At 68.5% G+C, this 16,674-nt stretch carries 15 protein-coding genes and 2 tRNA genes; 13 read left to right on the top strand and 4 right to left on the bottom strand.

The window, feature by feature from the left end; translation table 11 throughout:
• Positions 1–105: 105 nt before the first annotated feature.
• Positions 106–1,656, bottom strand: a complete 1,551-nt coding sequence (locus CTB96_RS14220) for an SDR family NAD(P)-dependent oxidoreductase (protein ID WP_110127506.1) — start codon at positions 1,654–1,656, stop codon at positions 106–108.
• A gap of 143 nt (positions 1,657–1,799) precedes the next feature.
• Positions 1,800–3,374 carry an MFS transporter gene (locus tag CTB96_RS14215; RefSeq protein WP_110127505.1) on the bottom strand — a complete coding sequence of 525 codons (1,575 nt, stop codon included), beginning with the start codon at positions 3,372–3,374 and terminating at the stop codon, positions 1,800–1,802.
• Positions 3,375–3,657: 283 nt separating this feature from the next.
• Between CTB96_RS14215 and CTB96_RS14210 the strand changes: the two genes are divergently transcribed.
• From CTB96_RS14210 to CTB96_RS14180, 7 genes are all read left to right on the top strand, one after another.
• Complete coding sequence (locus CTB96_RS14210) at positions 3,658–4,287, top strand: mycothiol-dependent nitroreductase Rv2466c family protein (RefSeq protein ID WP_110127504.1); 630 nt, start codon at positions 3,658–3,660, stop codon at positions 4,285–4,287.
• Between the two features lie 85 nt (positions 4,288–4,372).
• Positions 4,373–4,861 (top strand): ribose-5-phosphate isomerase, encoded by a 489-nt coding sequence (locus CTB96_RS14205; protein ID WP_110127503.1) that lies wholly within the window; start codon positions 4,373–4,375, stop codon positions 4,859–4,861.
• Positions 4,862–4,909: 48 nt separating this feature from the next.
• Positions 4,910–5,920, top strand: a complete 1,011-nt coding sequence (locus CTB96_RS14200) for an Fpg/Nei family DNA glycosylase (RefSeq protein WP_110127502.1) — start codon at positions 4,910–4,912, stop codon at positions 5,918–5,920.
• A 57-nt stretch (positions 5,921–5,977) separates the two neighbouring features.
• The gene (locus CTB96_RS14195; RefSeq protein WP_110127501.1) at positions 5,978–6,619 is read left to right on the top strand and encodes an FMN-binding negative transcriptional regulator; all 642 of its coding nucleotides are present in this window, start codon (positions 5,978–5,980) and stop codon (positions 6,617–6,619) included.
• Positions 6,616–8,103 (top strand): amidohydrolase, encoded by a 1,488-nt coding sequence (locus CTB96_RS14190; protein ID WP_110127500.1) that lies wholly within the window; start codon positions 6,616–6,618, stop codon positions 8,101–8,103. Before CTB96_RS14195 ends, CTB96_RS14190 begins: the two co-directional genes overlap by 4 nt.
• 101 nt (positions 8,104–8,204) lie before the next feature.
• A complete protein-coding gene (locus CTB96_RS14185; RefSeq protein ID WP_110127499.1) occupies positions 8,205–9,734 on the top strand; it encodes a sensor domain-containing protein in 1,530 nt (509 codons plus the stop codon).
• A gap of 20 nt (positions 9,735–9,754) precedes the next feature.
• Positions 9,755–10,441, top strand: coding sequence for a response regulator (locus CTB96_RS14180; protein WP_110128497.1), 687 nt, complete (start codon positions 9,755–9,757; stop codon positions 10,439–10,441).
• Between the two features lie 4 nt (positions 10,442–10,445).
• Here the strand turns inward: CTB96_RS14180 and CTB96_RS14175 are convergent, their stop codons facing one another.
• A complete protein-coding gene (locus tag CTB96_RS14175; protein WP_110127498.1) occupies positions 10,446–11,153 on the bottom strand; it encodes a hypothetical protein in 708 nt (235 codons plus the stop codon).
• An 88-nt stretch (positions 11,154–11,241) separates the two neighbouring features.
• Here CTB96_RS14175 and CTB96_RS14170 point away from each other — a divergent pair, with 88 nt between their 5' ends.
• Together CTB96_RS14170 and CTB96_RS14165 are read left to right on the top strand one after the other, a co-directional pair.
• Positions 11,242–12,228, top strand: coding sequence for an L-lactate dehydrogenase (locus tag CTB96_RS14170; RefSeq protein ID WP_110127497.1), 987 nt, complete (start codon positions 11,242–11,244; stop codon positions 12,226–12,228).
• Positions 12,229–12,231: 3 nt separating this feature from the next.
• On the top strand, positions 12,232–13,185 hold the full coding sequence (locus CTB96_RS14165; RefSeq protein WP_110127496.1) for an oxidoreductase: 954 nt from the start codon (positions 12,232–12,234) through the stop codon (positions 13,183–13,185).
• Between the two features lie 159 nt (positions 13,186–13,344).
• Here CTB96_RS14165 and CTB96_RS14160 read toward each other — a convergent pair.
• Positions 13,345–13,418 (bottom strand) — tRNA-Gly (locus CTB96_RS14160).
• 207 nt (positions 13,419–13,625) lie between these two features.
• On the opposite strand from CTB96_RS14160, the gene CTB96_RS14155 reads away from it, so the two are divergent.
• From CTB96_RS14155 to CTB96_RS14140, 4 genes are all read left to right on the top strand, one after another.
• Positions 13,626–13,702: transfer RNA gene (locus CTB96_RS14155), tRNA-Pro, on the top strand.
• A 54-nt stretch (positions 13,703–13,756) separates the two neighbouring features.
• The gene (gene tig / locus CTB96_RS14150; protein WP_110127495.1) at positions 13,757–15,145 is read left to right on the top strand and encodes a trigger factor; all 1,389 of its coding nucleotides are present in this window, start codon (positions 13,757–13,759) and stop codon (positions 15,143–15,145) included.
• A 164-nt stretch (positions 15,146–15,309) separates the two neighbouring features.
• The gene (locus CTB96_RS14145; protein WP_110127494.1) at positions 15,310–15,909 is read left to right on the top strand and encodes an ATP-dependent Clp protease proteolytic subunit; all 600 of its coding nucleotides are present in this window, start codon (positions 15,310–15,312) and stop codon (positions 15,907–15,909) included.
• 16 nt (positions 15,910–15,925) lie between these two features.
• Positions 15,926–16,597, top strand: a complete 672-nt coding sequence (locus tag CTB96_RS14140; protein WP_282433147.1) for an ATP-dependent Clp protease proteolytic subunit — start codon at positions 15,926–15,928, stop codon at positions 16,595–16,597.
• Positions 16,598–16,674 lie beyond the last annotated feature (77 nt).

Here is a 16,674-nt window from a genome sequence, read left to right as displayed (position 1 = left end):
CAAGCACCCGGGAGTGCCGCAAACTATCTCGCGAGCCGTGAGTAAAGCCCCGAAAACCAACGATTTTTGGGGCTTTGCTCACGGCTCGCGGAGAGAGACGCGGGGTTACCAGGTGCCGGGCTTGTAGTCCTTGAGGAAGACGCCGTGGATGTCTTCGCCCTGCTCGCCTCGCACGATGGGGTCGTAGACGCGGGCGGCGCCGTCGACCAGGTCGAGCGGGGCGTGGAAGCCCTCCTCGGCCAGGCGGATCTTGGTGGGGTGCGGGCGTTCGTCGGTGATCCAACCGGTGTCGACGCTGGTCATCAGGATGCCGTCGCTGAGCATTTCCTTGGCGCTGGTGCGGGTGAGCATGTTCAGCGCGGCCTTGGCCATGTTGGTGTGCGGGTGGCCTGGGCCCTTGTAGCCGCGGCCGAAGACGCCCTCCATCGCCGACACGTTCACGATGTAGGTGCGGCGGGCGGCGGATGCGGCCATTGAGGCGCGCAGCCGGCTCACCAACAGGAACGGCGCGGTGGTGTTGCAGAGCTGCACCTCGAGCATCTCCAGCGGGTCGACGTCTTCGACGTTGGCCGTCCAGCTGTTCTCCTCGTGCAGGTCGGGCACCAGGCCGCCCGCGTCGATGGCGGTGCCGGCGGCCAGGCGGGCCAGCGACGAGGACCCGGGCGCGAGGGCCAGGGCGGTGAGGTCGTCGGCGGTGAGCGCGGCGCCGGTGGCCGCGGCGGCGAGGATCGGGTGGCTGGCCACCGATGCGGCCAACGCGGTGGGGTGGGCGTCGTTGGTGTGCCCGAACGAGACGATCTCGGGCAGGTCGCCGTCGGGCAGCGGGGAGGACTCGGCCTCCACCAGCGGGGAGTAGGAACCGGGGGAGCGGCGCACGGTCTGGGCGGCGTTGTTGATCAGGATGTCGAGCGGGCCCTGCGCGGCGACGGAGTCGGCGAGGCCGATCACCTGGGCCGGGTCGCGCAGGTCGATACCGACCACGCGCAGGCGGTGCAGCCAGTCCTTGGAGTCGGGCATGGCGATGAACCGGCGTACGGCGTCGCGCGGGAACCGGGTGGTGATGGTGGTGTGGGCGCCGTCGCGCAGCAACCGCAGCGCGATGTACATGCCGATCTTGGCGCGGCCGCCGGTGAGCAGGGCGCGCTTGCCGGTGAGGTCGGTGCGGGCGTCCCGCTTGGCGTGGCTCATCAGGGCGCAACTCGGGCAGAGCTGGTGGTAGAACGCGTCGACCAGGGTGTACTTCTGCTTGCAGATGTAGCAGGCCCGCGGCACCAGCAGCTCGCCGGCACTGGGCCGGTCGGTGCCGAGCCGCAACTGGGCGCCGATGGTCTCGTCGTCGATGCGGGTGGGAGCGCCGGTCGCGGTCGCCGCGATCACCTCGCGGTCGGCGTCGGCGATCAGCTGGCGCTTCTCGTGCCGGCGCACGGTCTTCACCGACTTGAACATCTTGGCGGTGGCCTGGCGCACGGTGACGAAGTCGGGGTCGTCCGGGTCGATGGTGGCCAGGGACGCGAGCACGCGCAGCGCGACTTCAAGATCCTGTGGGTCGATCGCGGGGGAGGTGACCCCGGCGGATGCGGCGTCGCCGGTCAACTCGGAGCCTGCGGGGGAGGCGGCATCGACGGGCGTGCTCTGCGGGTGTTGCTCGGTGGTCATCAGAGAATTCTACGACGGCGCATCCGCCCGTGTTCTCAGAAACAACCCACTCGTAGGTCGAGCCTGTCGAGACCCAGCGAATGCCTTTCGGCGTGCGGGGTCTCGACAGGCTCGACCAACGGTTCGGCTCGGGGCCGGGGAGGCTAGACCTTGGCCGGCTCTGCGTCGTCGGCGGCCTTCAGCTCGGTGAGGTCCATCGACGAGGTCGGCGGCTCGAAGGTCGCGTCGAACGGCATCTCGTCGTGGTCGAGCAGCGGGTTCTCGAACTGGCCGGCGACGAGCTCGTGGGCCTCTTCGACCGATTCCACGCTCGGCATGGAGCCGGGCAGCGGGCGGTTGGCGGATTCCTTGAGCCAGAAGATGCTGATACCACCGATGAACGAGGTGGCCATCAGGTAGTAGGCCGGCATCATGTCGTTGCCGGTGCCCGCGATCAGCGCCGCGATGATGAACGGCGTCGTGCCACCGAAGATGGCGACGGCGAAGTTGTACGCGATGCCCATGGCGCCGTAGCGGCTGGCCGTGGGGAACAGGGCCGGCAATGCCGAGGCGAGGTTGGCGACGTAGAAGGTGACCGGCAGGGCGATCAGGGCCAGACCGAACAGGGTGGTCCAGACGCTGCCGACTCCGATGAGCAGGAAGGCCGGGATGGCGAAGACGACGGCGCTGATCGAGCCCATCCAGAGCACCGGACGGCGGCCGATCCTGTCGCTCAAGCGACCGGTCAGCGGGATGCAGCAGGCCATGATGACGAGGATCGGGATCGTCAGCAGCGTGCCGTGCAACTCGTCATAGCCCATCGTGCTGGTGAGGTAGGTGGGCATATACGAGGTGAGGGCGTAACCGACGGTGTTCGCGGCGGCGACCAGGATCATCGCGAGGACGATTCCGCGCCAGTAGTTCTTGAAGATGGCGACAGGTCCCTTGGGGATGCTGTCGTCCTCGACGAAGTCGGGGTCCTTGGCGGCGGCCTCCTGGGCGTCCAGGCTGGCCTGGAAGGCGGGAGACTCTTCGATCTTCATCCGGAAGTAGATGGCGATCAGGCCCAGCGGACCGGCGAGCAGGAACGGCAGACGCCAGCCCCACTCTTCCATCGCGGCCTGGCCGAGGGTGACCTGCAGGATCGACACGAGTGCGGCACCCATGGCGAAGCCGAGGTAGCTGCCCATGTCGAGGAAGCTGGCGAGGAAGCCACGGTTCTTGTCCGGGGCGTGCTCGCTGACGAAGGTGGTGGCACCGGCGTACTCGCCACCGGTGGAGAAGCCCTGCACGAGCTTGGTCACCACGAGGAGCACGGCGGCCCAGATGCCCAGCTGTGCGTACCCGGGCAGGATGCCGACGACGAAGGTTGATGCGGCCATGAGCATCAGCGTCATGGCGAGCACCTTCTGGCGGCCGAGCTTGTCGCCGAGCCAGCCGAAGAACACGCCACCGAGCGGGCGGGCGATGAAGGTGGCCGCGAAGGTGCCGAGCAGGAACAGGGTCTGCACGGTCGGGTCGGCTTCGGGGAGGAAGACCGGACCCATGGTGGTGATCAGGTATCCGAAGACACCCACGTCATACCATTCCATGGTGTTTCCGACGATGGTGCCGCCGAGGGCCTTGCGAAGCATGGGGCGGTCAACGACGTTGACGTCGGAAACCTTCAGCCGCCGACGAAGCAACGGCTTCTTGATCTTCTTCACGGCGCGATCCGCACCGTTTATAGCGTTTGACATGAGTCACTTTCTGACAGTAGAGATGCCTCTTATGGAGGTCATGACATGACTCTTGCGCAGACACGTCAAGCCTCGGATGGAGGTCGTGAGATGCCTCAGATGGAGGTCATGTGCCCCGGATGCGGGGTCGCCCCTCAGCGGGCATAAGACTCAATTTTAGCGCAATTTGCCGCAGAATCAGGCATTTTGATTTCGATAGCGGGTCTGTCCAGGGTTTTAGCCGGGTTTCGCGGGGGCCAGATTGTGCACATTTTGGCACCTTCGACTCGCTTAGGCTGGTGCGATGAGCGACTCTGTGACCTTCTGGTTCGACCCCTCCTGCCCCTGGGCCTGGATGACTTCTCGTTGGGTGGACGAGGTGAGTGATCTGCGCGGCTTCGACGTGAACTGGCAGGTGATGAGCCTGGCCGTTCTGAACGAGAACACCGACGTGTCAGAGGAGTACCGCGCTTTCTTCCCGCGGGCCCTCAAATACACCCGCCTGGTGCAGGCCGCGCAGGAGCTGCACGGCCAGGAGACCGTGAAGGCGCTCTACGACGCCCTCGGTACCCGCATCCACCACGACGGCAACTCGGATGCCGACTCCGTCATCCCCGCGGCGCTGGCCGAGGTCGGCCTCCCGTCGGACTTCGCGCGCTACGCCACCAGCGAGGAATATGACCCGCAGATGCGTGCCAGCCACTTCGAAGGCATCAACCGGGTCGGCCAGGATGTCGGCACCCCGGTGATCGCGGTGAACGACGTGGCCTTCTTCGGACCGGTCATCTCCCCGGCGCCGACCGGCGACGCGGCCGTGGCCCTGTGGGACGGCGTGGTGGCCGTGGCCAGCTACGACGGCTTCTTCGAGATCAAGCGCAGCCGCACCCGCGGTCCGATCTTCGCGCCTGACCTGCTCGCCGAAGTCGCAGAGTAGCCGCATCCGGCCGGCGCCGGCCCGCCGGGCGGCTCCGGCCGGAGACCCGGCCCGTGCACGTTGCGCGACAAATAGACTGGTCGCCATGCGCATCCACATCGCCACCGACCACGCCGGCCTCGACTTCAGCCAGCACCTGATCAGCCACCTCGGCGCCGCCGGCCACGACGTCATCGACCACGGGCCCACCAGCTACGAGCCCCTCGACGACTACCCGGCCTTCTGCATCAGCGCCGCCGAGGCCGTCGTCGCCGACCAGGCCGCCGGCGTCGAGGCGCTCGGTGTGGTCTTCGGCGGGTCGGGCAACGGCGAGCAGATCGCCGCGAACAAGGTGAGCGGCGCCCGGGCCGCCCTGGTCTGGAACCTCAGCACCGCCGAACTCGCCCGCGAGCACAACAACGCCAATGTCATCTCGATCGGCGCGCGCCAGCACACCATCGACGAGGCCACGGCGTTCATCGACGCGTTCATTGCGACTCCGTTCACCGGCGAGGAACGCCACCAGCGCCGCATCGACCAGTTGGCCGAATACGAGGCCACCGGCACGATCGCCGGAACCGTCCTCAGCCGCTGACCCGCCAGCCAGCCGCCACGTCCCCGTCGAGCCGAGAGAGCAGCCGCCATGCCTGAGGGCCATTCCGTCCATCGCATCACCCGGCAGTTCGCCCGCAACTTCGTGGGCCGCGCCGTGCGGCTGTCGAGCCCACAGGGCCGGTTCGCGGCCGGTGCGGCGATGCTCGATGGCCACGTGATGACGGATGCCCGCGCTGTGGGCAAGCAGATGTTCCTGGAGTTCGACAACGGGCTCTGGCTGCGGGTGCACTTGGGCATGTACGGCGCCTGGGACTTCGCCGGCGACATCATCATGGATGCCACGATCGCGGCGAGCAACGGCCGGATGGGCCAGACCAACCAGCGCGGCACCGACCTCGACGCGGCCGGAGCACCCGTGCTGGACTCGGCCGGTGAGAACTCGATGCACAGCATCGGGGCTCCCCGCCGCACCCGGGTGCGCATGGCCGAGCAGGAGACCCTTCGACAGGCTCAGGGACCGGCTGAGGACACCTTCCCGCCCGAGCCCGTCGGACAGGTGCGGGTGCGCCTGCTCACCGACACGGTGTCGGCCGACCTGCGTGGCCCCACCGCCTGCGAGGTGCTCGACCCCGCGCAGGTGGAGACCGTGATGAACCGGCTGGGCCCCGACCCACAGCTCGATGACAGCCCCGAAGCCGAACAACGCTTCGTGGACGTCATCCGCAAGAAGCCCACGCGCATCGGCCTGCTCCTGATGGACCAGTCCGTGGTGAGCGGCATCGGCAACGTCTACCGCGCCGAACTCCTCTTCCGCGCCCGGATCAACCCGCACACACCAGGCAAGGCGCTCAGTGAGGAGAGCCTGCGGGCGCTCTGGCGGGACTGGGCGCACCTGCTGGACATCGGTGTGAACACCGGCCAGATGATGACCATGGACGACCTAGGCGAGGATGCCTATCGGCTGGCCATGAAGAACCGGGCCGACCGGCACTGGGTCTACAAACGTGAGGGCCTGCCCTGCCGGGTGTGCGGTACCCACATCACTCTCGAGGAGATGGGTGCGCGCAAGCTCTATTGGTGCCCGTTCTGCCAGGCTTGACCGACCTCGACCGCCCGTTCCCGCTGCTGCCCGACCCCGCCTTCCAGGAGCCGTTCCATGAGAGAAAACCCCCGTTTCGCCCTGTCGGAGGTGGCCGAGGTGCGCCGCCTGATCGAGGAGAACCCCTGGGTCAGCCTGATCAGTGCCACCAGCGCGGGTGAGCTGGTGGCTTCGCACTACCCGGTGATCCTGGACCGGGCGGCGGCCGACGACGAGATCGTGCTGCTGAGCCACGTGGGTCGACCCGACGAACAACTGCACGAGCTCGGCACCCACGAGCTGCTGGTGATCGTGCAGGGACCGCACGGCTACATCTCGCCGGGTTGGTACGACGCCGCACCGGCCGTGCCCACCTGGAACTTCGTCACCGCGCACCTGCACGGCACCCCGGAGATCCTCAGCGACGCCGAGAACTTGCGCGTGCTGGCCGACCTCGTCGACCACTTCGAAGACCGCATGCCCGAACCTCGGCGCATGAACGGCACGCTGGCGAATGCCGAGTACGCCGCGCGCATCGTCAGCGGCACCGTGGGCTTCCGCCTGCGGGTCACCCGGTTCACCGCCAAGAACAAGATGAGCCAGAACAAGCCCGCAGCCACGGTGGAGCGCATCATCGCCGAACTCGACGGTGACGGCCCGTACAGCAGCCCAGCCCTCGCCGCCGAGATGCGCCGCAGCCGCGAAGGCCGCACCGAATGACCGGCACTTCCCGGGACCTGGTGCTCCGCAACGCCCGCCTGCCCGGCAGCGACGATCTGGTCGACCTGCGCATCGTCGATGGTGTGATCGAGTCGATCGGCTATCTCGCCCCGCAGGACACGGCCGGCCGGGTGGTCGACCTCGGCGAGCGCTGGCTGATCCCGGGCCTCTGGGACAACCACGTGCACTTCAGCCAGTGGGCCCAGACCGCCCGCCGCCTCGACGTCTCCGCCGCCACCAGCGCCGCAGCGACCGCCGCCCTGGTCGCCGCACGCCTCGCGGCGCTGCCGGCCCTCGCCGACGGCGAACGGTTGGTCGGCTACGGTTTCCGCGACGGACTGTGGCCGGATACGCCCAGCAGTGCACTGCTGGATGCCGCGTCCGGGCCGGTACCGGTGGTCCTGGTCAGCGCTGACCTGCACAGTTGTTGGCTGAACTCCGCGGCGCTGGCCGCGTACGGCTTCACCGGCCACGTCACCGGGCTGCTGCGTGAAGACGACGCCTTCGCGGTGGAACGTGCCATCGACAACGTGCCCGACGCCGATCTGGACGCCTGGGCGGACGAAGCCGCCCGCACCGCCGCGACCCGCGGCGTGGTCGGAGTCGTCGACCTCGAAATGACCTGGAACCTCGACGTCTGGTTGCGGCGCATCGCGGCCGGCACCGACTCGATCCGGGTGGACTTCGGCCTGTACACCCACCACCTCGACCAGGCCATCACGCTCGGCCTCCGCAGTGGCCAGGTCATCGCCGAAAGCCGGGGGCTGCTCACGGTCGGGCCGTTCAAGGTGATCACCGACGGCTCGTTGAACACCCGCACCGCCTACTGCTTCGACGCGTACCCCGGGCTGACCGGCGAGCACTCGCACGGCATGCTCACGGTTGAGCCCAGCGAGTTGGTCGCCCAGATGCGCCGCGCGGTGGCCGCCGGCATCCGCCCGGCCGTGCACGCCATCGGCGACAACGCCAACAGCCTGGCCCTCGACGCCTTCGAGGTACTGGGCTGTGCGGGCAGCATCGAGCACGCCCAGTTGCTGACCGAGGCAGATGTCGCCAGATTCCGGCGGCTCGGAGTCACGGCCAGCGTTCAACCGGAGCATGCTCTCGATGACCGCGACGTCGCCGACAGGTACTGGGCGGGCCGCACTGACCGGGCCTTCCGGTTGCGTGACCTGCTCGACGCCGGTGTGCAGCTGGCGCTCGGCTCGGACGCCCCGGTCGCCCCACTGGACCCGTGGCTGGCGATCTCCGCCGCCGTGGGCCGCGGCCACGGTGACCGGGCGCCCTGGCACCCCGAGCAGGGCATCTCCCGTCAGGCCGCACTGGCCGCGTCCGCCCGCGGGCGCCATGCAGTGACCGCCGGCCAGGTCGCCGACCTCGCGGTGTGCGAGATCGACCCGTTCACGGCGTCGGTCGACGACCTTCGGCGGATGCCCGTGGCGGCGACCCTGCTCGGTGGCCGGTTCACCCACAGCACGCTCTAGCCACCGGCTGGCGGTGCAGGGGAGTGCTGGGGGATAACCCCCGGCCGAGTCCGGAGGCTGGGAGGATGGGCGGCTCGGCGTGCCGACGGCACGCTGGAACCATGACCAACAACACCCTCGACGAGGCCGCCTCCGCCCGCGGCCCGCACACCGACCCATCGACCCAGCCGACCGGCGAACCCGCCACCGGCAACACCGGGCAGCCGAACTCTGGCACGCTGGGCTTCGTGCAGTCAGCCGATCCCACCACCAGCCCGTCCGCCGGAAGCGGCGGCTACGACGCCCCGCGCGGCTACCGTGCGCTGTGGGCCGCCCTGCCGCGGGAACTCGGCTTCCTGCTGCCCACCCTGCTGGTGGTGACGGCCGCGTTCGTCGTGCTCGTCACCCTGTTCACCACGGGCCTGGGCCTGGTGGCCGTGTTCGTCGGGCTCTTCATCGTGGTCGCTGCGCTCTACACCGCCCGGGGCTTCGGCGTGGTCGAACTCACCCGGCTGCGCTGGGCCGGCCAGCCCGCCATCACCCCGCCCCGGTGGACGCCTCGGGGTGAGCCGGCCAGCGCGCTGCGCGCCATCCTCGGCCCGCTCGTCTCGGGGCACTACTGGCTGTACTTGCTGCACGGCATGGTCGTGAACTTCATCGTCGGCATCGTGACTTGGTCGCTCACCATCGTCTGGGTCTCCGGCGCGCTCGGCGGGCTCACGTTCTGGATGTGGAGCTGGTCGCTGCCGCAGGACAATGACTCCGTCGGCCTTTATGGCCTCATCACCGGGTCATTCCGCGCCGACAACCTGGCGGCGGACAACCTGGTCAACGTCGGGCTCGGCGTGGCCTTCCTGCTCACCCTGCCGTTCCTGACCCGGGGGCTCGTGCTCATCCACCAGTCCATCGCCCGGGTCATGCTCGGCGCCTGGGCGTCGGAGGCCCTGCAGCGTGAGGTCGCCGACCTCAGTGCGTCGCGCGGCGCGGCCGTGTCGGCCGAGGACCAGTCCCTGCGCCGCCTCGAGCGCGACATCCACGACGGCCCGCAGCAGCGCCTGGTGCGCCTGCAAATGGACCTCGCCAGCGCCGAACGCCGGCTCGACGACGACCCGGCTGCCGCCCGGCAGCTGCTCGCCGAAGCCCGCGACCAGGCCCGCGACACCCTCGAGGAGCTGCGGGCGCTCTCCCGCGGACTGGTGCCGCCCATCCTGCAGGACCGCGGCCTGATCGCGGCCCTGGAGTCCCTCGCCGCCCGCAGCACCGTGCCGGTACACCTCGAGCTCCTGGTCGACCGGGAGTTGCGACTGCCCAGCGAGATCGAGCGCAGCACCTATTTCACCGCCGCCGAGCTCGTCACCAATGTGGCCAAGCACGCCGGAGCCACCAGCCTGCGCCTGCACCTCGAGCTGCGCCGGGTGCCGCAGGACGATTCCACCTGGCTGGATCTCTGGGTGATCGACAACGGCCACGGCGGCGCCGTGCTCCGCGACGGCCACGGTCTGCAGGGCCTCGACGAGCGGCTTCGGGGATTGCGCGGCGTGCTGTCGGTGCGGAGCCCCTCCGGCGGGCCCACCGCCGTCGGCGCGCATATCCCGCTGGTGCGGGACTTCGGCAGCTCGGTCGCACCGGGCACCGCCGTCACGACACTGTGATCGGGACCTATCCTGAACGGGTGAACACACTCCACCGTCCAGACCCGCGGCACGACCCGGCCGTTCCGCTCCGACTGGTGCTGGCCGAAGACTCGGTGCTGCTGCGCGAGGGCCTGGTGCGCCTGTTCGCCGAGGCCGGTTTCGACACCGTGGCCGCCTACGGCGACGCCGACACGCTCCTGGCCGAGGTGGAGCAGCTGCGCCCCGACCTGGCGGTGCTCGACGTGCGGATGCCGCCCACCTTCCGCGACGAGGGTGTGCGCGCCGCCATCGAACTGCGCCGGCGGCTGCCCGGCATCGGCATCCTGCTGCTCAGTCAATACGTCGAGGGCACCTACGTACAGGAGCTGCTCGCCTCGGGGGAGGGCGGCCTGGGCTACCTGCTCAAGGACCGGGTCGCCTCCCTGGACGAGCTGCAGGATGCCGTGGCGCGGGTGAGCGCCGGCGGCACCGTGCTCGACCCGCAGGTGGTGAAGGAACTGCTCGGCCGGCGCACGAACCCGCTGGCCGCCCTCACCCCGCGGGAACGGGACGTGCTCGGGCTGATGGCCGAGGGCCGCACCAACGTCGGCATCTCTGAACGGCTCGTCATCGGGGTGGGTGCGGTGGAGAAGAACGTGACGTCGATCTTCGTCAAGCTCGGCCTGGACGACACCGGCTCGGACCACCGCCGGGTGCTGGCCGTTCTGGCCTTTTTGCAGGGGTGACGGTTCATCCGGTTGTGCCGCCGGGCCCGGCGTCCGAGGACGGCGACGGGAACCGGGCCGTGTGGTGCCGCCACAGATCGTAGTACCGCGTGTAGCCCAGCCGCATGGAACCCAGCAGGAAGCCAAGCCCGATGATCACGGCGATGCTGACGCACAGCCAGGCCGGCCAGCCGACGGCCAGGGTGATGCCGGCCAGGAGCAACCCCAGCAACGCCGAATTGACGGCCATGATGAAGACCATGCTGCTGCCGAGGACCTGGCTCCAGTTGCGTGCGCCCAGAAAGTAATACGTCGTCTGGGAGCCCGGCAGGTCGTCGTAGCGCGACGCCATGAAGTACTGCGCGACCCCCGGGTCGATCTCGGCGTACGCCCCACGCAGCCGGTTCATCGCCAGCACGTAGGCGAGGTCCTCCAGGCTCACGTTGATCACCCGCACTTCGGTGAGCACCCCCACCAGCAGGATGATGCCGAGCAGCGTCAGCGCGATCCCGGGGAAGCCCTCGTCGAAATCGGTGGCCTGCCCGGCCAACGCCAGGCTCACCAGCCCGGCCGACACCAGGGTGAGGAACATGCTGATGCGGGTGAGCACCTCGGCCTGGGTGGTGCTGCGGGAGGCGAGCAGACTCCAATGCTCGGTGGCGAGCAGCTGGGCACGCACCGCGGGCGGGACCTCGGGTTTCGGCTCGTTCAACGCCGGCTCCTCGTCGGGCATGCCCCCATAGTGGCCCGCATCCGCCCGGCCGCACAGGGCCGCCCGTGCGCGTGCAAGGGCGCGGCCCGCGATGGAGGACACTAGGACCATGAGCGTGATTGAAAACTCCAAAATGGCCATCGTCGGTGCCGGCGCCGTCGGCACCTCCCTCGCCTACGCCGCCCTGATCCGGGAATCCGCCCGCGAGGTGGCGCTGTACGACATCAACTCGGCCAAGGTCGCCGCCGAAGTGCTCGACCTCGCCCACGGCACCCAGTTCACCGGCGCCTCCCGGGTCACCGGCGGCGACGACCTCGACGTGGTCAGCGGCGCGAACGTGGTGGTGATCACCGCCGGCGCCCGCCAGCACCCCGGCCAGTCCCGGCTGGAGATGGCCGGCGTCAACGTCGAGATCCTGCGGGGCCTCATGCCCAAGCTCGTCGAACGCGCCCCCGACGCCATCTTCGTGCTGGTGACCAACCCCGTCGACGTGCTCGCCGTCGCCGCCCAGCAGTTCAGCGGCCTGCCGCCGGCCCGGGTGTTCGGCTCCGGCACCGTGCTCGACTCGTCCCGGCTGCGCTGGATACTCTCCGAGCGGGTCGGCGTCGCCATCTCCAATGTGCACGCCCTGATCGTCGGCGAACACGGTGACTCCGAGTTCCCGCTCTGGTCGCAGGCCCGCATCGGCCCGATCTCGCTGGCCGACTGGATGCTGTCCCGCAGCGCCGCCGGTGCCTCCGCCTCCGCCGGGTCGGTGCCGTTCACCGAGGCCGAGTTCGAATCGATCGCCGACGACGTCAAGAACGCCGCCTACCGGGTGATCGAGGGCAAGGGGGCCACCAACTACGCCATCGGGCTCTCCGGCGCCCGTATCGTCGAGGCGATCCTGCGCGACGAGGGCGCCGTTCTGCCGGTGAGCTCGGTGCTCACCGACTACCGCGGTGTCAGCCGGGTGGCGCTGTCCGTACCCAGCGTGGTCGACGCCGGCGGCATCGCCCGGGTGATCGATGTGCCCTTCTCCGCCAAGGAACAGGCTCTGTTCGAACACTCCGCCGCCACCCTGCGCGCCTCCCTCGACACCCTCGGGCTGGCGTAAGCCATGGAACCGAAGCTCGGGTACGGCTGGACCGAGGAGAAGATCCCCGACCTCACCGGCACCTCCGCCATCGTGACCGGCGCCAATTCCGGCCTCGGCTTCGTGACCGCGGCGCAACTCGCCGCCCACGGCGCTGCAGTCACCCTGGCGGTGCGGGATGCGGCCAGGGGAGCGGCGGCCGTTGAACGGATGCGCCCACGCCTGCCCGACGCCGAGCTGACCGTGCGGGTGCTCGACCTGGCCAGCCTCGCCTCGATCGCCGCCTTCGCCGAGGAGTTCAGCGCCGGCACCGGCCGGCTCGACCTGCTGGTGAACAACGCCGGCGTGATGAACCTGCCAGAGCGGCGCACCAGCGACGGTTTCGAAATGCAGTTCGGCACCAACCACCTCGGCCACTTCGCGCTCACCGGCCGACTGTTGCCGCTGCTCACCGCGAGCCCGGACGCCCGGGTGGTGACGCTGTCGTCGATCGTGCACCGCATCGGCCGGATGAACTTCGACGACCTGATGGGCAGCAGGCACTACCGGGCCTGGCCCGCCTACGGCCAGAGCAAGCTCGCCAACCTGCTGTTCACGAGCGAGCTGCAGCGCAGGGCGACGGCGGCGAAGGTGCCGCTGCGTGCCCTGGCCGCCCACCCCGGCTTCGCCCTGACCAACCTGCAGACCGCCGGGCCCGCCATGCGCGGCGCCGACAACACGACCAGGCGCAGCCGGCTCGTCGCCACCCTCACCCGTGAATTCGCCCAGCCGGCGGTGTGGGGCGCCCTGCCCACGCTGTATGCGGCAACCCTTCCGGGGCTGGCCGGCAATTCGTTCGTGGGGCCGGAGGGCCTCGGCCAGCAGCACGGGCACCCGGTGCCGGTGTCGCGCTCCAAGCGTGCGGAGAACGCCGACGACGCCCGCCGGCTGTGGGCGGAGAGCGAGCGCCTCACCGGCGTCACCTACGCCTTCGCCTGACTGTGGCTCGCGCTCGGACGCCCCGTCGTTGATCGAGCCTGCCGAGAACTCGTGACCTTGCCTCGGTGGTGAGGGCATGTCGCGAGGTCTCGACAAGCTCGACCAGCGGGGTGGTGGCGCCCCGCAGGCACGCCGGAGAACACGACGGAGCGGGTGATATGGAGGGGATGACGGGAATCGAACCCGCGCCATCAGTTTGGAAAACTGAGGCTCTACCATTGAGCTACATCCCCATGTGCCACGCGTGCTGGCACTCGAATATCGTAGTACAGGTTTCGGCGCGCGGATTCCCGCCCTGCCGAATGTCACCCCTGAACGCGCCCGGAATACCCTCAGGGATGCCCTGGGGTTGTGGGCGTGCACTAGACTGACGGAGGTCAATCCGCCTGTCGTGTGAGTCTGCGCGCCAAGTTGGTGGCCCCAACGGGTGAGATGAATCCCGGGGCGTAGCTCAGCTTGGTAGAGCGCTCGGTTTGGGACCGAGAGGTCGCAGGTTCGAATCCTGTCGCCCCGACCATCACCCCCCTGCACATCTGACGAACACAATCTGTCGAACACAGGAGATTTAAACGTGAAGTCCACGGTCGAAAAGCTGAGCCCCACGCGCGCCAAGGTCACCATCTCGGTGACCCCGGAAGAGCTGAAGCCCAGCATCACCCACGCCTACGGGCACATCGCTGAGGACATCAACATCCCCGGCTTCCGCAAGGGCAAGGTTCCGCCGCCCATCATCGACCAGCGCGTCGGTAAGTCGGCCGTGCTGGAGCACGCCGTCAACGAGAGCCTCGACGGTTTCTACCGCAAGGCCGTTGACGAGCACAAGCTTCGCCCGCTCGGCCGCCCCGAGGCCGACATCGTCGAATGGCCCAGCGACAAGGACTTCTCCGGAGACCTGCTGCTGGCCATCGAGGTCGACGTTCGCCCCGAGATCGACCTGCCCGCCTACGAGGGCCTCAAGCTCACCGTCGACGCCGTCGAGATCTCCGATGACGAGGTCACCGAGGAACTCAACACCCTCCGCAGCCGCTTCGGCACCCTGATCACGGTCGACCGCCCCGCCACCACCGGTGACTTCGCGCAGATCGACCTGGTCGCATCCGTCAACGGTGTCGAGGTCGACAACGCCAGCGGCATCTCCTACGAGGTCGGCTCCGGCGACCTCATCGACGGCATCGACGAGGCTCTCGAGTCCCTCACCGCCGGCGAGACCACCACCTTCAACTCGAAGCTGCTCGGCGGCGACCACGAGGGCGAGACCGCTGAGATCACCGTGACCGTCCTGGCCGTCAAGGAGCGCGAGCTTCCCACCGCCGACGACGACTTCGCGCAGATCGCCAGCGAGTTCGACACCATCGCGGAGCTCACCGACAGCCTCAAGGTGCAGGTCGGCCGCTCCAAGGTCTTCGGCCAGGGCAACCAGGCCCGCGAGCTGCTCATCGAGCAGCTGCTTTCCTCCGTCGAGGTGCCGATTCCCGAAGCGATCATCGCCGACGAGGTGCACCGTCACCTCGAGGGTGAGAACCGCCTCGAAGACGAGACCCACCGCGCCGAGGTCACCGAGGCCAGCGAGAAGACCTTCCGTCAGCAGATCCTGCTCGACACCATCGCAGAGGCCGAGAAGGTCAAGGTCAGCCAGGACGAGCTCACCCAGTACCTGATCCAGGGCGCCTCGCAGTACGGCATGGACCCGAGCGAGTTCGTTCAGGCACTGTCCGGCAACGGCCAGATCCCCTCCATGGTTGCCGAGGTCGCCCGTAACAAGGCCCTTGCGATCGCGCTGGGCAAGGCCGAGGTCACCGACTCCAACGGAGCCACCGTCGACCTGTCCGAGTTCACGGCCGTCGTCGACGATGAGCCCGCCGCGGACGAGGCCACCGACGAGGCTGCTTCCGACGACTCCGTCGAGGAGGCACCGGCCGCCGAGGCCAAGCCGAAGAAGAAGGCCGCAGCAAAGAAGTAACCTCGACGCCTGATGGCGTTGGCTGACGGGTCGTATGTCTCTGGACATCCGGCCCGTTTTGCGTGGCCGCGCACCGTGTGAATCTGCCGAGGGCGAACAGAGCCTTTTGTGCGCGTTGGACCCTATAGATTCATTCTGAAGCGACAAGCGAAACGGAGCGCGACATGGCCGAAATGGCACTTACACCCGGAGTTTTTGACCGACTGCTGAGCGACCGCATCATCTGGCTCGGCTCAGAGGTGCGGGACGACAACGCCAACGAGATCTGTGCCAAGATCCTGCTGTTGGCCGCAGAGGACTCGCAGCGGGACATCTTCCTCTACATCAACTCACCCGGTGGTTCGATCACCGCGGGTATGGCCATTTACGACACGATGAAGTTCGTGCCGAACGATGTCGTGACGGTGGGCATCGGCCTCGCCGCGTCGATGGGCCAGTTCCTGCTCTCCTCCGGAACCAAGGGCAAGCGTTACATCACCCCGAACGCGCGAGTGCTGCTGCACCAGCCGTCCGGCGGATTCGGTGGCACGGCAGCCGACATCCAGACCCAGGCCAAGGTCATCCTCGACATGAAGAAGCGCATGGCCGAACTCACAGCCGAGCAGACCGGCAAGTCGGTCGAGCAGATCCTCATCGACAACGACCGCGACAACTGGTTCACCGCCCAGGAGGCGCTGGCCTACGGATTCGTCGACCACCTGCGCGAATTCGCGTCGGATGTGGTCGGCGGCGGCGGCACCGACGACTCAGTCAACAAGAAGTAGGACGGGCAGAAACGACATGGAATTCACTAACTTTGGTCACCAGGCCGGCGGAATGGCTCCGCAGGCACCCCAGTCGCGGTACATCCTCCCCACCTTCGAGGAGCGCACCGCCTACGGCTACAAGCGCCAGGACCCGTACGCCAAGCTGTTCGAGGACCGCATCATCTTCCTCGGCGTGCAGGTTGACGACGCATCCGCCGACGACGTCATGGCCCAGCTCCTCGTGCTCGAGAGCCAGGACCCGGACCGCGACATCGTGATGTACATCAACTCGCCCGGTGGCTCGTTCACCGCCATGACGGCGATCTACGACACCATGCAGTACATCCGTCCGCACATCCAGACGGTCTGCCTCGGCCAAGCGGCCTCCGCCGCTGCCGTGCTGCTCGCCGGTGGTACCCCGGGCAAGCGTCTCGCCCTGCCGAACGCGCGCATCCTCATCCACCAGCCCTCGGCCGGTGGCCAGGGCGGCGGCCAGGCATCCGACATCGAGATCCAGGCGGCCGAGATCCAGCGGATGCGCGAGTGGCTCGAAGAGACCCTCGCCCACCACTCCAACCGCGACAAGGATCAGGTGCACAAGGACATCGACCGCGACAAGATCCTCGGCGCCCCCGAGGCTCTCGAGTACGGTCTGATCGACCAGATCCTGACCAGCCGCAAGAACATCCCCACCCTGGTCAAGTAGCACCAGAACACCGGGTTGGCCCTGTGGCCAGCCTGTTCGCCGAACGGCGCGCCACCCTCGAGGCGGCGCGCCGTTTC

The organism is Cryobacterium arcticum, assembly GCF_003185895.1.
GTDB lineage: Bacteria > Actinomycetota > Actinomycetes > Actinomycetales > Microbacteriaceae > Cryobacterium > Cryobacterium arcticum.
Note: the sequence above shows the minus strand (reverse complement) of the source record. Positions and strands in the feature narration are given on the sequence as shown.

Coding starts and splice junctions, on each gene's coding strand:
- CTB96_RS14140 (WP_282433147.1), top strand. CDS start 15,926: ATGGAATTCACTAACTTTGGTCACCAGGCCGGCGGAATGGCTCCGCAG.
- CTB96_RS14215 (WP_110127505.1), bottom strand. CDS start 3,374: ATGTCAAACGCTATAAACGGTGCGGATCGCGCCGTGAAGAAGATCAAG.
- CTB96_RS14145 (WP_110127494.1), top strand. CDS start 15,310: ATGGCCGAAATGGCACTTACACCCGGAGTTTTTGACCGACTGCTGAGC.
- CTB96_RS14195 (WP_110127501.1), top strand. CDS start 5,978: ATGAGAGAAAACCCCCGTTTCGCCCTGTCGGAGGTGGCCGAGGTGCGC.
- CTB96_RS14165 (WP_110127496.1), top strand. CDS start 12,232: ATGGAACCGAAGCTCGGGTACGGCTGGACCGAGGAGAAGATCCCCGAC.
- CTB96_RS14170 (WP_110127497.1), top strand. CDS start 11,242: ATGAGCGTGATTGAAAACTCCAAAATGGCCATCGTCGGTGCCGGCGCC.
- CTB96_RS14175 (WP_110127498.1), bottom strand. CDS start 11,153: ATGCCCGACGAGGAGCCGGCGTTGAACGAGCCGAAACCCGAGGTCCCG.
- CTB96_RS14210 (WP_110127504.1), top strand. CDS start 3,658: ATGAGCGACTCTGTGACCTTCTGGTTCGACCCCTCCTGCCCCTGGGCC.
- CTB96_RS14200 (WP_110127502.1), top strand. CDS start 4,910: ATGCCTGAGGGCCATTCCGTCCATCGCATCACCCGGCAGTTCGCCCGC.
- CTB96_RS14185 (WP_110127499.1), top strand. CDS start 8,205: ATGACCAACAACACCCTCGACGAGGCCGCCTCCGCCCGCGGCCCGCAC.
- CTB96_RS14220 (WP_110127506.1), bottom strand. CDS start 1,656: ATGACCACCGAGCAACACCCGCAGAGCACGCCCGTCGATGCCGCCTCC.
- CTB96_RS14190 (WP_110127500.1), top strand. CDS start 6,616: ATGACCGGCACTTCCCGGGACCTGGTGCTCCGCAACGCCCGCCTGCCC.
- CTB96_RS14205 (WP_110127503.1), top strand. CDS start 4,373: ATGCGCATCCACATCGCCACCGACCACGCCGGCCTCGACTTCAGCCAG.